Source organism: Neobacillus niacini (genome assembly GCF_019749295.1).
In the GTDB taxonomy this organism is placed as follows: domain Bacteria; phylum Bacillota; class Bacilli; order Bacillales; family Cytobacillaceae; genus Neobacillus; species Neobacillus niacini_D.
In genome coordinates this window covers 353,315-368,507 of sequence record NZ_JACWFG010000011.1, presented here as the reverse complement: position 1 = coordinate 368,507, position 15,193 = coordinate 353,315, and the positions used below count along the sequence as shown (strand labels likewise).

The following is a 15,193-nucleotide window of genomic DNA, read 5'->3' as shown; positions in this document are numbered from 1 at the left end:
ATTTATTTCCACTCTACATCGCGTGGGCGCCGCCATCCACAACTACAATGTCCCCTGTAATAAAATCAGAAGCAGGTGATGCCAGGAATAGAGCAACTCCTTTTAGGTCATGTTCGGAACCAAACTTACGTAATGGAGTCCCCTCAAGGATGCCCTCACTGCCTTTTTCCAGCAAGCCTTTTGACATTTTTGTAGGAAAGAATCCGGGTGCTATCGCATTTACATAAATTCCGTGCGGCCCCCATTTTACGGCTAAATCCTTTGTAAATGTAATTACGGCCCCTTTAGAGGTATTGTAGCCAATCGTATTCATATATTTAGGGTTGCTGCCTTTGAGACCAGCGACCGACGCTATATTAATTATTTTTCCTGATTTCTGTTCAAGCATGACTCTGCCAACAGTTTGCGACATGAGGAAGGTTCCTGTCACATTGACATCGATCACCTTTTTCCATGCCTCTAATGGCATTTCCTCTGTTAATGCACCCCAAGTAGCACCACTATTATTAACAAGTATGTCAATTCTTCCAAACTTTTCTAAGGTTTGCTCTACCACAGACTTAACATCTTCTGGGTTGGTTACATCACATTTTAAGGCGATGCTTTGCACGCCAATTTTCTTTAACCCTTCGCTTACTTCCTGACATGCATCGAGCTTTCTTGAGCAAACCACTACATTTGCACCAGCTTCAGCAAATCCCTCAGCAATTTGCTGACCGAGACCCCTGCCGCCGCCTGTTACAATGGCGACTTTACCTGATAAATCGAATAACTCCTTAACGTGCATCGACTTTTCCTCCCATAGCCATTTTTACTCTCTCTATTTCGAATTCACATACTAACTAGTTGGTATGTTGCTAAGGACATATTATACAAAATATTTATAATATTCAATATTTATTTTTCACCAATTTTCTCATAGGTATTTTAAAAACATATTAATTTCTTCAAAATCAGCTTATTCAAAAGGAGCAAGCAGCATCCATATCTAAAAGTTACTATATTAATCTACTATTATTGTTTCGAAGACATTAATTTCGCTTTCACACATAGTTCACCCTGTGACATAATTCGATTCAAATCACTTTCTGCCTATCCTGTTTTCTGAATTTTTCCTTAAATGCTAATATACGGTAAATAGTTTCAAGAACAGGGGTATCAACGTTAACCTGCTTTCCTTTTCCTACCAAATATCCACAGATGGATTCAAGCTCTATTTCCTTACCACCCAGCTTATCCTGCAGCATCGAAGTTTGATGGTTTCGTGCCATTTGACCCTGAGCCATTATTTCTTCATAGTAGTTTTCATCGATGGCATACCCCATTTTCCTTGCTACAGCTATCCCTTCTATACATATCCTCTTCGCAGTATGATATAGACCCTCATCATCATAAATGGCGCCAATCGGTGATACTATCATAGTAGTAAGCGGGTTGAAGGTTACATTCCAAATAAGTTTTTTCCATTTCATTTCTATTATATTACTTGAGGTATACGTTACGATGTTTGCTGAATTAAGAAGAGAGGATATTTCGGTTACTTTTTCTTTTAAGCTCGAATCTAGTGCTCCAATCACTAGTCTAGGAAAAACCCCCATTTGCCTGACAACGCCTGGTTCTTTGACATTCGCCTGAATATAAGTCGCTGCAGATAATATTCTGCCTACTCCAAACACAGTCGAGAGAATTTCTTCATTATCCACACCATTTTGAAGTGTCAGGATTAAACACTCTTTTTTTAAAAATGGCCTAAGCTTTTCGGCAACCTGTGCAGTTGCCGTCGACTTCACACAAAACAAAAGCAAATCAACATCTGAAAACAACTCATATTGATCTGTAAATGTACCGCTGACATTAAATTTTTCTACTTCACTTTCAATGGTTAATCCATTTTCCTTTAATGTGTTTAGATGCTTTCCTCTAGCAAAGAAGATTACTTCATTTCCGGCTTTCTTTAATAAGCCGCCGAAATAACCTCCTACGGCACCTGTACCAGCAATTCCAATCTTCATACGCAATCCTCCAGAAAGTATGTATTTCCTCTGAAGAGAAAACAGATTAAACCTTCACCATCAATCTAATAAATCAGGCTGTTCTTTGACAATCCGATTCCATAACGGTTGAAATTGAAACCAGCCAGCCTCTGTAGTTCCAACTGTTTCATACGTGACAGATGCATTTTCATCGTCAATTATTACCGGTTTACCAGCACCTTCCGCAAGCAACTGTGCTTGACAGGAACGCTCCATCGTAATAAACCACCATGCTGCTTCATCCACTGATTTCCCTACAGTTAGCAACCCATGATTTCGCAAAATACATGCCTTTCGATTTCCAAGAGCTTTACCAATCCGCTGTCCTTCCTCTATATCTAGAACAACACCTGTAAAGTCATCAAATAATGAATGATCATTGTAAAAAGCACATGCATCCTGTGTAATTGGATCAAGAAGACGCCCTAATGAAGACCACGACTTTCCATATACGGAGTGGGCATGAGCAGCCGCAATCACATCTGGCCTTGCTGCATGGATCTGTGAATGAATCGCAAAGGCAGCTCTGTTAACAGGAAAATTCCCTTCCACTACTGTTCCTTCATGATCGCAAAGGATTAAGTCCGAAGCTTTTATTTGGCTAAAATGCATCCCAAACGGATTCACCCAAAAGTGATCCTTCCTCCCGGGATCACGTGCAGTGATATGGCCAGCCACACCCTCATCAAATCCAAACTTAGAAAATAAACGAAAGGCAGCCGCTAATCTTTGTTTTAAATGACTTCTCTCTTCCTCTATCGTTGAAAATACTAGCGGGGCATAGCTTAGTGACATTTTTGCATTCATCAGGCTTCTCCTCCTTTAATTGCGACACATAGTTAATAAACCCAGCCTCAAGAAATGGATAGGCCGGGTCAAAGAGTTTGCTATTAATATTGGGCAAATAAAACTTCACCTTTTAAAACTTCATTGCCATTTTGGTTCAATGCCTGGACTTCAAAGCGAAGACTAGGTTCATTTACTTCCTTCAATGTTGCTTTTAGTGTAATGACATCATTTAAAAAGACCATTCCTTTAAAACGGATTGAGTAATCCTTAACAAAGCCTACTTCATAATAGGGAGTAAAAAGCTTGGCGAGATTGCCCATCGTCCACATACCATGTGCAATGATACCCGGCAATCCAGCTCTTTTGGCTTCCTCATCAATTGTATGAATCGGATTAAAATCTCCTGATGCACCTGCATACTTAATTAAATCAATCCTTGAGACTGGCTCTAACTGAATTTCTTGAACACTTTCCCCAGCCTTCAACTGTGTAAGAGTACTCATTTTGTCAGCACCTTCCTTACTGCTTCAGATATAACTACAGTCGATGTTGAACTAAAAATCATATTTCCAGCAGCATCTTCCCCAAAGTTTTCAACAATCAGAAAACCCATTTCGCCAAAATTACCTTTTTTCTCAAAGTATTTTTTCACTTCAGAATAGCAAAGAATTTCTTCCCCGACCACTAACGGCCGCTCATAATGAAATGTCTGTTCGCCGTGGATTAATCCTTTATTCGGCAGATTTAAACCCTCAATTACCCCATAATCAAACGTCCTTGGGAAGGTAGGCGGTGCAATATTGTTTTGATACCTTGAATTTCTGCCTGTTTCTTCATCAAAGTAGATAGGATGGAGGTCTCCAATTGCTTCCGCAAATTTTTTAACTGCTCCTCTCTCAACAACATTTTTCACTTTATTGGAGCGTTTACCAACTTGGTCATTGAACAATTTATCTTCGCCTCACTTTATCTATTAATTTTTTGGTCCGCCTGCTACATAAATAACCTGACCATTTACAAAGGAAGATTTCTCATCGGCAAAGAAGGCAACAGCATTGGCTATATCAGCAGGCTTTCCGCTTCTTCCAACAGGAATGCCGGCAACACTAGCTTGAATTAATTGCTCAAATGAAACTCCAATCCTCGCAGCTGTTTCCTTCGTCATCTCAGTTTCAATAAAACCTGGGGCAACAGAGTTAGCTGTAATCCCATATCTCCCCAGCTCAATGGCAAGAGTTTTTGTAAACCCTTGTAAACCCGCTTTAGCAGCTGCATAGTTTGCCTGCCCGCGATTTCCAAGAGCGGAAGTCGATGAAATATTAATAATTCGGCCATATTTATTTTCAACCATATACTTTTGTGCTGCTCGAGCAGCGTTAAACGAACCTTTTAGATGAACATCCATCACAGTCTGCCAGTCAGAGTCGGTCATTTTAAATAATAGGTTATCACGGATAACTCCTGCATTATTTACGAGAATATCAATTGACCCAAACGCTTCGTAAGCCTCTTTAATAGCATCTTCTACCTGCTGGGCATCAACCACATTGGCAACCTTTGAAAAAACCTCATATCCTTTTTCTCTTAATTCATTTGTTGTTGCTGCTAAGGCTTCTTCATTTAAATCAATAAAGGCTACCTTTGCACCTTCTTCTGCAAAACGTTCAACAATCCCTTTTCCAATCCCACGGCTTCCTCCTGTTACAAACGCCACTCTTCCTGAAAATCTACCTGTCATGGTTATTTCCTCCTAAACATATCATTTTCGTAATCTTTAAATCTAGTAATCCTAAGATAACGCTTTCAAACTTAATTATACGTATTGACCGACTTTAACATGTCCCTTAATTAAGTTACGCGCAATAATCATACGCTGAATTTCATCGGTACCATCGTAAATTCTCCAAAGTCTTGCTTCACGGTACCAGCGTTCAATTGGCAATTCTCTTGTATAACCCATTCCTCCATGGATTTGTAAAACCCGGTCCACAACATTGTTACCCATATTCGCCCCATAAAGCTTTGCCATTGAAGCTAAGTGTCGATTATCTTCACCATTATCCAGCGTGAAGGCAGCATTTAGAACCAGCCATTTCGCCGCTTCAATCTCAACTGCCGAGTCAGCTATCTGCCACTGAATCGCTTGTCTCTCTGCAATCGGTTTTCCAAAAGTTATTCGTTCTTTAGCGTAATCAATGGCCATTTGCAGTAACCGTTCAGCTGCGCCAACCGCTCTTGCTCCAACAACCCATCTTGCAAAACCAATCCATTCTAATCCTAGATTATAGCCCTTGTGTAATTCACCAAGTATGTTTTCTTCCGGAACTCGAACATTTTCAAAGACTAGGCCGGCAGGTCCCCATTCTCCCATCGTATGTATATACTCAGATTTCCAGCCCATATCCCGGTCAACAATAAAGCATGTAACACCTTCGCGCCCCTGTGTTGATTGGTGAAGGTCTTTATCTGTTATCGCAATCGCCATAACAAAATCCGCTTCATTCCCTCCAGTGATAAACGTCTTTTCCCCATTTAACACCCAATCATTTCCATCCTTAACGGCGGTCATTTTAATATTTCTAGTATCAGATCCGGCACCGGGTTCGGTCATCGCAAAGCAAGATTTTTTCTCACCATTGATAGTAGGAATCAAATATTTTTTCTTTTGTTCTTCGTTTCCATAATAAAGGATATTGTCAGCAGAACCGCCAAAGCTAAATGGGACAAATGTTTTAGAAACCTCAATTAATACGATGGCCATCATCATTTGACCAAGGTCCGCTCCGCCATACTTTTCAGGCGTATTAATGCCCCAGAAACCTGCCTCTTTCGCTTTTAATTGAAGTTCCTTAAGTTTACCTGGAGACAGACTTGGCTTTCCTTCCCTTTCGTTTCTAAGTACTTCATTCTCTAGTGGAATTAACTCTTTTTCTACGAATCTTCTAATTGTTTTTTGGACCATCTTTTGTTCATCTGTCAGACGTAAATGCATACCTGTCACTCCATTCTTATTTTTAGAATTTAGTATTATAGCACCTAAAAAATATTATGCAGGCAAAACCGGATACATACCTACCGGTTGGTATGTTAATTTAATTTTATTCTGAACTTTCAGATAAAACAAGTTTTTTATTCATAATTTTAATTTTCTCTTCTACAAAATTAGACAATTACAAGCATAACAGCAAGTTTCCCTCCGTAAACTTGCTGCATATATTAAAATGTTCCTGGTTCTGAGAATATCCGCCAGCCATTTTCTGTCTTTTGGAAGCTAATATGGACAAATTCAAAGGAATTTGTATCACCTACAGGGACTTTAAGATCAACTTCCATTTCATTCCCCTTATCCTTTTTCTGGACAACTTCTGTTCGTTCATAATTTAAAAGCGATCCTCCATCTGCGTTAGGCTGAATCAGCTTACCAAAGAACTCAAAGATTGTTTTCCTTTTCAAAAATGAATCTATCGAGCTTGGTGTAAAGGAACTGGATAAATAGTTTACTAATTTTGCATGGATATCCAAATCTTCACCAAGATATCGATATTCATGATCATTAACCATTACGGTTTCAATTTTACCCTCCGGATATTCTCCGCCACTCATGACATACCAATATTGACTTGCTGCTTCCTTCACTTTTTGAATAATCAATTGATCCTCTAAGTTGCTATAATTACTGATATATTTAGGGGGTATACTCGTGAAATAATTTACCTTTGGCATCATTTTTTCCGCCTGCATTCTTAATGTTTGAAAGTAACCCTTTGTAGGAACGACGGAATTTAAACTCATCCCCTTATCAATTGCATGTATAGCCTGCTCAGGAAGATTCGCTTTCAAATGGGCATCTGCTAAATAATACCAATAATAGGCAGCATCAGGTACCTCCGCGATTCTTCGCTGATAATAGGTAATCACTCCTTGAAAATAAGAAGGATAATACTCTCTATCAGCTACAGCGGAATCACCTTTCCAAGTTAATAAATCGATTTTATATGCATCAGCCATATCACGCTTCCAAACAGCAAGCCTCGTTTTTTCCTCATCTTCAAATGTAACAGCTTCAACTTCGTTATACGTTAATTCCTTGAGTTTTGTCAGTTTATCCATCTTCCAATGATAGACTTCCAGAAAACTATCCGCTGATCCTTCCGTCTGCCACCCCAAAAGCAATTCCTTTTTCCTATCATCCATCACATCTGCAGCGTAAGCCCAATGAATTTTACTTCCAGACCCTTTTGTAATAAATATTTTCTCCCAGCTGTTTGTTTCTTTCTTTAATACAAATGCTCCCACTTGATTATCATTGTTCGTTGACCGAAAAAAAACCAATGCTTCTTCATCTGCATCACCATCAAGATCAACACTAACAACAGGGTCCACTCCAACCGGACCATCGGGGACTGTAAGTTTTGTTCCCTTTGGTAAATTCCTTCGAGCGATTGAAACTAAGTCCTGTCCTTGATTCACTGACTTCACTTGATTCGGAGCCTTAATTAAACTCTCTGGAGCAGGAAATAAATTGCAGCCGCTAAGGAAAACTATCCAAATCCCAGCCATCACAGCGGCGCTTAGATTCTTCCCTCTCATACCATCACTCCACCATAATAAAATCTATCTTACAGGCAGGCGGATTTCCGCTGTTGTACCTCTGCCTTCCTTACTCGCAAGTGAAAAAAGACCATGGTGGGCCTGGATAATCTCCTCAACAATAGCTAGTCCCAATCCACTTCCGGCTGCTTGTGACTTCCCTTTATAAAATTTATCTTTTACCAGCTTAAGCTCTGCCTCTGAAATTCCGATGCCGGTGTCAGTAATCGTGATTACTGCCTCCTTCCTGTCTCTCACAAGATGGACCGCAATCAAACCTCCGCTCGGTGTAAATTTCAGCGCATTATCAATAAGGTTAATCAGAACCTGCTTTAAACGATTATAATCTGCAGAAATCTCTTCTACCGACTCATCAATCTGGAACGTAACCTTGAGACCCTGCCTAACACCTCTTGGCTCTAATTGCTGGACAACTTGCTTTACTAAGGCTGGCAGCGAAACCTTGTCAAATACCAATGGAAGTCTACCAGATGATAAACTAGAAAAATCCAATAATTCATTTAACAAACCGTTTAACCGATCACTTTCGTTTGAAATTATTTCTAACCCATCTTGAAAAAAGACATCCTCCGACATAGAATGTAACGTGACAGCCCACCCTTTTATAGAGGTTAACGGCGTCCTGAGCTCATGTGACACGGATGCAATAAACTCATTCTTCAGTTGTTCATTTTTTTCAATTTTCTTTGCCATATAGTTTAACGTATCCGCTAACTTTCCAATTTCATCGTCTTTTTCCTTCGGAATCCGCGTCGATAGTTTACCAGATGCCATCTGTTCCGCCGCTATTGTAATCGCACTTACTGGCTTGGTGATGGTATTTGCTAAAAAGAGACTCATAATAGCAGCAGCTAAAATGACAATCCCTCCAAAAGATAAAAGTAAAAGTGCATTCTGAAAATGGATATCGTTAACATTCTCTAATGAAGTCGTAAACCGTATTGCCCCAATTACTGTACTCCCGCGTTTTAGGGGCTGGGTAACGATTAGTACTCTTTCGTCCTCTAATTCTGTATCTAAATATCCTATTGTTCCCAGCAACGCTGTTTCGACATCACCATATCTACTAACATTTTGTTCAGTAATATGATGTGTATCGGCTAAAACATGTCCTTTTTCATCTATTAATTGAACCTGTGCATCAACAAGAAAATTATATTGATTTAGAAGATTAACAGCATCTGGTTTTAACCGGTAGTCAATGATTTCTTGTTCATAAAAAGAAGAGAACATCGTCCCCTGATCACGTAAGGCCTGCTTCATACCCTCCATATAATAGAGTCTAAGAGCAAAAAGGATCATAGTTTCAAACAATGCCACACAAAAGATGATTAACAGCAAATAACTCCACACTACTCTTCTTTTAATCCCTTTTTTCATCCTGCGTCTCTCACTCTCCCTGAAAACAATAGCCGAAACCCCAGATGGTTTTTAGGTGAATAGGATGAGAGGGGTCATCTTCAATTTTCTCCCTTAATCTTCTTATATGGACATCTACCGTTTTCGGATCACCAAAATAGTTGACTCCCCATATTTCATCTAATAATTCATCTCTTGTAATTGGTTCATTAAAGTGTTCAAAGAATAACTTCACTAACTGATATTCTCTAGCAGTCAATTTAACTAACTGACCTGATTTATAAAATCGCTGTGTTTTCGTTTCTAATATAAATGGACCAGTCCTTATTACATTTCCAGGTGGTTTAGGAGCCCCTTGGTTTGTTCTTCTTAGAACAGACCGAATTCTTGCTACCAATTCTAATGGGTTAAACGGTTTCACAATATAATCATCTGCACCTAATTCTAAGCCCATAATCTTTTCCATATCCTGCCCCCGTGCCGAAACTATCACAATCGGTAAGTCTGGATGACTTTCTCTTAGCTTTGTACAAATCTCAAACCCATCCATGTCGGGGAGCATTAAATCTAACAAAACTAATGAAGGAGACTGGTCTTGAACAAGCTTAATCGCTTCCTTCCCGTCCCCTGCTTCCATAACTTCATAATTTGACCTTTGGAGGTTAAATACTATTAATTTACGAATAGGTATTTCATCCTCAACCACTAAAATTTTAGCTTCAGTCATCCTAGTTTCCTCACAATTTACTAAAATACGCTTCTTCTTTTATTTTACATCTTTTGTTAAAAGTTCGAAAAGTTTTTTATTGAATATTTAGTAAATTGTTTGAAATTAGAAAGCTTAACTAGCCTTTTCCCTAAGTAAAATCTCATCCATAAGAGTTCTTAATTGTTTAATAGCTCGATGTTGTGTGGTCTTCACTTTACTTTCCTTCCACCCCAGTACCTCAGCAGTCTCAAGGATAGAGAGTTCTTGGATATAACGAAGTATTATGACGCTTCTCTGGTCAATTGTACATTTTTCTAAACAGCGATACATGAGCCTCTTTTCTTCTGATTGAAAAACAATTTCCTCTGGCAACGGTGATTCATCCTTTATTGGTAAATGAATCATTTCCACTTTCTTTATCAACCGCTGGTTTATCCCTTTTTGTTTTCGAAAGAAATCAATCGCAACATTACGCGCAATCGCAATCAGCCATGTTTTTTCACTGCTTTCTCCTTTAAAGTGCTGATACGATTTTAAAACCCGAATATATACCTCTTGAACAAGGTCCTCTGCTTGTTCTTTACTCTGTACCATATAAAAAAGAAAATTAAATAGTTGATGATGATATTTCTTATAAAGCTCATTGAAAATTGCTTCCATAAATCATCTCTCCCTTGACCATCTTCAAATAAATCATACTTTTTTTGGCAAATAAAAGGGTTACACATCGGTAACCACTTTTAATAAAAGTTGTTACCAATTTGTAACCTTTTTTAAATTCTGGTTTCCCGTTGTTTCATATTGCTGTACTTTTTAGTAATATATACTATGTGACTATATTTTTCTTGAATTTCTAATACTCTTCTACCCCCAGAACAGGAGAATTACATGAAGAAAACGAAATTGGTATTCCTGTACTTAATATCAAGCTTTCTATGGATATACATAAGTAATTATGTAATAACACACTATATTCCCTCTTCCTACGATTATTATGTTGAAAGAGGAAAAGAGATCTTTTACATTTTTGTAACAGGTGCAATCTTTTATTTTTTAATCCTCAATAAAGAAGAGCTAAATAACACGAAAGAACAAGAAAAACGATTATCAACTCTTATAAATTCGATGGTGGATTTTGTAAATTTTAAAGATGGTGATGGCCGTTGGATTCAGTCTAATGAATTTGGCTTGAAATTATTCCAGCTGGAGAATGTCGACTATCGTGGTAAAAAGGACTCTGAATTAGCACAATATACCGACTTTTATGCGGAGGCACTTCAAAATTGTGAAGTATCGGATGAAGAAACGTGGGAAAGAGGGACGATTACTCGCTGCGAAGAAGTTGTTCCGCTGCCTGATGGAACATCCAAAATTTTCGATACCATTAAAGTCCCGCTGTTCCATGAGGACGGAAGCCGGGAAGGATTAGTAATTATTGGCCGTGATATTACTACCTTAAGACAAACAGAAGAACGTCTTAGCAGATCTGAAAAACTATCCGTAGTCGGCGAGCTCTCAGCTAGTGTCGCCCACGAAATTAGGAATCCACTAACCTCTTTAAAAGGTTTTGTACAATTATTGCAAATGGAAGATGATAAACATCAAGATTATTACCAAATTATGCTGGATGAATTAAATCGAATTAATCATATTGTTGGTGAACTTCTACTGTTAGCCAAACCTCAGCATTTACAATATTCTAAACAGGCAATTCAAAAGATACTTAAGGATGTCATTTCATTGTTGGGCGTTGAAGCGACACTTTATAATGTTCAAATTGAATCCAACTTTCCGAAAGAGGATCTCATAATCGAATGTGAACCAAACCAGCTAAAGCAATTGTTTATTAATCTAATAAAAAATTCAATTGAAGCTTCCAAAAATGGCGGAACCATTTGGATAAGTCTTAAACAAATTGAGGATAACCAAGTTTCTATTACGGTTAAGGATAATGGCTCTGGTATTTCTAGGGAACGTTTAGAAAAAATTGGTGAGCCTTTCTATTCTTCAAAGGAAAAAGGGACAGGCTTAGGTTTAACTGTCAGTTTTAAAATTGTTCAATCCCACAAAGGAACCATTCATTTTGACAGTGAAATCGATTTGGGAACCACTGTCGATATAATCCTGCCCATTGAACAAAATTTATCGATTAAAACGACCAACTAAAAGTAAGAAATAAAAAATTCCTTTACCAGTGGTAGAGGAATTTTTTATGCAGAATGTTTTTCTGAACTAACTCTCTGAGTATTCTTTATATGTAATCGAATAATAAAGACCATTCCCAAAATGAATCTTTTCCAAAGTCTCGGTTTTCTCACTTTAGGTCCATAAACATAACGGTTCCAAAGCAAATAGATGGACTCCTCCAGGATAATAAAAATGCTATATATAAGTATTCCCATTCCTAACCAGGACCACATATCAAGAACCCCTTCCTTACGGATACTTTATTTAAATGCCCTTTATCTTCATCTTTATTATACCTTTTACCATATCGACGATTCAGAAATTTCAATCTCCTTTTCCCAACAATATTCTACAAAAAATAAAACGCTCAACCAACCCGCATAGGTGAGTCAAGCGTTATTTGTATTAGTTTGGTTTTTTATAGGTTTTTGCCCGTTCGCTGTCGCTCATACCCTTTGTGGTTGGATCTTGAATTAGCCCCATCATTGACAGCAGAATAAATACCGCGTTAATAAAAGCTAAAACATTTTGTTGAATGGTATCTGAAAGTTGGAAATCTATAATGCCTAAAGCATTTAAACCGCCAATCAACATCTGGGCTACAATCATCAGCTGCGCAGCAAAGGCCATTACCCAGCTTCTGTTTTGAAAGCGGACCTTCCAGTTAATCATTTTCTCATCCCCTTCATACGTAATAAAGTTCTTATATTACTATATGCTTGGTCTAAGTATGGGTTGTCCGCTAATATCTCACAATCCTAAATTAAATAAGTTCATAAGGTATTCCTCAACAACAAATGCTATGATTGGCGTTTATTCGCTATTAATTTTATAATGAATAAAGCAAAATTCCTTTTGAAGGAAAGGAGACACAATGGAAAAAATACGTCCATATTGGGAAATGATTGTCCGTTTCTGGAAAAAGAAGCATATCACACAGATTTTATTATTAGTCATTCTCATTGTTATCCTCGCAACCATCGTTTATTTTGGCTGGCTTGCAACAAGGGCAAATGTTCAAACATTAAAGGAAGGACTCAGCCAGCCGACTGTTATTTATGATCATAACGGGAAAGTAGCAACGAATGTTGCGACCAATCGTACCGGTGGTGTAAAGATTGAGGAACTGCCAAAATATGTTCATGGTGCAGTTGTTGCGATTGAAGATGAACGCTTTTATGAACATAATGGTTTTGATCTTAAGGGTATTACAAGGGCATTATTCAATAATTTATTTGCAGGTGAGATAACAGGCGGCGGCAGTACCCTTACCCAGCAATTAGCGAAAAACGCCTTGCTTTCTCCTGAGCAAACCTATAAGCGAAAAGCAGAGGAGTTATTTTTAGCGGTTAAAATTGAGAAGGTATATAAAAAAGAAGAAATTCTGCAGATGTACTTAAATCAAGTTTATTTTGGCGGCGGAGCTTGGGGAATTAATAATGCCTCAAAAAGATATTTTAATAAAGATATTAAAGACATTACCATCAGTGAAGCAGCCCTGCTTGCCGGATTACTGCAATCACCGAGCTACCTCGATCCAACGAAAAATTATGATGTCGCTATGAAGCGGAGAAATGTCGTTCTTAGCAAAATGAATGAACTTGGGATGATTACGAAGGAACAATACACAGCTGCAAAAGAAGAAAAGATTAAGATTACGAGCGGCAGCGGGAGTTTTGTCGAGCGTAAATATCCTTATTATGTGGATGCAGTCCTTAATGAAGCCATTAGTAAATATGGATTAACACAGGAAGAAATTTTAACAAGAGGATATGTGATTCATACACAGTTAGACCAAAATCTACAAACAGAACTGGAAAAGGTAATGAATAATAAATCACTATTTCCAAGAGGAAAAGGCGATACTCTCGTTCAAAGTGGTTCTGTATTAATGGACCCCGCAAGTGGAGGTGTCCGAGCACTGGTCGGAGGCCGGGGAGAACATGTATTTAGAGGATTCAACCGTGCTACTCAACTAAAGGCGCAGCCTGGTTCAACGATAAAGCCTCTTGCTGTTTATACACCAGCACTTGAGGAAGGTTATACATTTGACTCAGAGCTTATTGATGAACCTACTACTTTTGGTGAATATAAACCTGAGAATTTCTCTAGAACCTACCAGGGAAAGGTTCAAATGTATAAGGCACTGGAGGAATCATTAAATATTCCAGCCGTTTGGCTATTAAATAAAATTGGAATTGACAAAGGATTAGACTCGCTCAAAAGCTTTGGTCTGCCTATCGAAAAAGAGGATAGAAATTTGGCCATCGCATTAGGCGGAATGAGTAAAGGGATCTCTCCGGTCCAATTAGCTAATGCCTTTTCTACTTTTCCAAATGGCGGTAAGCGTAATGACAGTCACCTGATTACAAAAATTGTCGGTCCTACTGGAAATATAATTGCCGAGCGGGAACCGAAAACGACAAAGGTAACCTCTAAGGAGAATGCCGATGAAATGACATCGATGCTTCTAAACGTTGTTGAAGCTGGCACAGGTAAAAAAGCTCATATACCAGGTGTTCAGATAGCAGGTAAAACAGGGTCGACCCAGCTTCCCTATAATGATATTGATGGGACGAAGGATCAATGGATGGTTGGATATACCCCAAATCTAGTTGCGGCTATTTGGATTGGATATGATCAAACGGACACCGAGCATTATCTTCCAAGCAGCAGTTCAGGTAATGTGGTTCCAATTTTCAAGGAAATCATGAAGGCATCAGTACCTCATTTACCATCGGAAACGTTTGATGTGGTCTCGATTAATGACCAACTGGCTGGTAAAACGCAAACCAGAGAGGATATCAAAAAGCAGGCTGAGAAAATTAGCAAAGAATTAAACCAAAACGCCCAAAAACTGGGTGAAAAGATTCAAGAGCAGGCGCCAGTCTGGAAAGAAGGCTTGGAGGATGTTATGTATTCAATCGGAAAAGGCATTGATACAATCCTTCAGAAACTGAATGGTCTGACAGAATGAGCACGCCAAATGGCGTGCTCTGATTGTCGAGAAAGGTATCTTTCTCGGCAATTTTTATTTTTCTGCCTGCCCAAAGGCCTGTTGATTTCCGCTCCAGGTGCTTCGCTTTCCGCGGGCGTGCCGGGGAGCCTGTCTAGCTACAGCGCCTAGCCCCTCGAGTCACTTCGGTCCTGACGATGAAGTCAAAGAGCGACTTCAACGCCAGGCCCTCCAGCGCTTGTCGGGGCTGGACACGGCGCTTCCGCTTTTCCTTCTCCTCAGCGCTTAAGCGCCTGCGGGGTCTCCCCAGCCCCGTACTCCCGCAGGAGTCTTCGCACCTTCCACTCCAATCAACAGGGAGAATTAACCTGGATATTGCCACACACTTTTTCAAACCTGGCTAAGTGAGTGGCAAACTTTTTGATGTTTTGGATGCATCGGTAAGTAACAGTTGCTCACCAATAAAAGAAAAATTAATATACTTGTCCCACCTTTCTTAACAGGTGATCGTGAGGCACTAAATCATCAATAAATACAAATTCCGCTTCA

General features: G+C 39.0%; 14 protein-coding genes. 2 read left to right on the top strand and 12 right to left on the bottom strand.

Annotated features, from left to right (window positions below; translation table 11 throughout):
- Positions 1-13: 13 nt before the first annotated feature.
- From H0184_RS15570 to sigX, 11 genes are all read right to left on the bottom strand, one after another.
- Entirely contained in the window at positions 14-787 is a 774-nt protein-coding gene (locus tag H0184_RS15570) for an SDR family oxidoreductase (protein ID WP_221826920.1), read from the bottom strand.
- A 289-nt stretch (positions 788-1,076) separates the two neighbouring features.
- Entirely contained in the window at positions 1,077-2,012 is a 936-nt protein-coding gene (locus H0184_RS15565) for a ketopantoate reductase family protein (RefSeq protein WP_221826919.1), read from the bottom strand.
- Between the two features lie 60 nt (positions 2,013-2,072).
- Positions 2,073-2,840 carry a class II aldolase/adducin family protein gene (locus tag H0184_RS15560; protein WP_221826918.1) on the bottom strand — a complete coding sequence of 256 codons (768 nt, stop codon included), beginning with the start codon at positions 2,838-2,840 and terminating at the stop codon, positions 2,073-2,075.
- A gap of 83 nt (positions 2,841-2,923) precedes the next feature.
- Positions 2,924-3,325, bottom strand: a complete 402-nt coding sequence (locus H0184_RS15555; protein WP_221826917.1) for a MaoC/PaaZ C-terminal domain-containing protein — start codon at positions 3,323-3,325, stop codon at positions 2,924-2,926.
- Positions 3,322-3,771 carry a MaoC family dehydratase N-terminal domain-containing protein gene (locus H0184_RS15550; RefSeq protein ID WP_221826916.1) on the bottom strand — a complete coding sequence of 150 codons (450 nt, stop codon included), beginning with the start codon at positions 3,769-3,771 and terminating at the stop codon, positions 3,322-3,324. The genes H0184_RS15555 and H0184_RS15550 overlap by 4 nt, the downstream gene beginning before the upstream one ends.
- Before the next feature lie 24 nt (positions 3,772-3,795).
- Positions 3,796-4,560, bottom strand: coding sequence for a 3-oxoacyl-ACP reductase FabG (fabG, locus tag H0184_RS15545; protein ID WP_221826915.1), 765 nt, complete (start codon positions 4,558-4,560; stop codon positions 3,796-3,798).
- Positions 4,561-4,635: 75 nt separating this feature from the next.
- A complete protein-coding gene (locus H0184_RS15540) occupies positions 4,636-5,814 on the bottom strand; it encodes an acyl-CoA dehydrogenase family protein (RefSeq protein ID WP_221826914.1) in 1,179 nt (392 codons plus the stop codon).
- A gap of 224 nt (positions 5,815-6,038) precedes the next feature.
- Positions 6,039-7,412: an IseA DL-endopeptidase inhibitor family protein gene (locus H0184_RS15535; protein WP_221826913.1), complete on the bottom strand. Its 1,374-nt coding sequence runs from the start codon at positions 7,410-7,412 to the stop codon at positions 6,039-6,041.
- Between the two features lie 24 nt (positions 7,413-7,436).
- Entirely contained in the window at positions 7,437-8,813 is a 1,377-nt protein-coding gene (locus H0184_RS15530) for a sensor histidine kinase (protein WP_221826912.1), read from the bottom strand.
- A 10-nt stretch (positions 8,814-8,823) separates the two neighbouring features.
- A complete protein-coding gene (locus H0184_RS15525; protein WP_221826911.1) occupies positions 8,824-9,519 on the bottom strand; it encodes a response regulator transcription factor in 696 nt (231 codons plus the stop codon).
- A gap of 114 nt (positions 9,520-9,633) precedes the next feature.
- Complete coding sequence (sigX, locus tag H0184_RS15520; protein ID WP_221826910.1) at positions 9,634-10,161, bottom strand: RNA polymerase sigma factor SigX; 528 nt, start codon at positions 10,159-10,161, stop codon at positions 9,634-9,636.
- Between the two features lie 228 nt (positions 10,162-10,389).
- Here sigX and H0184_RS15515 point away from each other — a divergent pair, with 228 nt between their 5' ends.
- Complete coding sequence (locus H0184_RS15515) at positions 10,390-11,667, top strand: ATP-binding protein (RefSeq protein ID WP_221826909.1); 1,278 nt, start codon at positions 10,390-10,392, stop codon at positions 11,665-11,667.
- 426 nt (positions 11,668-12,093) lie between these two features.
- Here H0184_RS15515 and H0184_RS15510 read toward each other — a convergent pair whose 3' ends face one another.
- Complete coding sequence (locus H0184_RS15510; RefSeq protein WP_221826908.1) at positions 12,094-12,360, bottom strand: phage holin; 267 nt, start codon at positions 12,358-12,360, stop codon at positions 12,094-12,096.
- Between the two features lie 202 nt (positions 12,361-12,562).
- Here H0184_RS15510 and H0184_RS15505 point away from each other — a divergent pair, with 202 nt between their 5' ends.
- Positions 12,563-14,665 (top strand): PBP1A family penicillin-binding protein, encoded by a 2,103-nt coding sequence (locus H0184_RS15505; RefSeq protein ID WP_221826907.1) that lies wholly within the window; start codon positions 12,563-12,565, stop codon positions 14,663-14,665.
- Positions 14,666-15,193 lie beyond the last annotated feature (528 nt).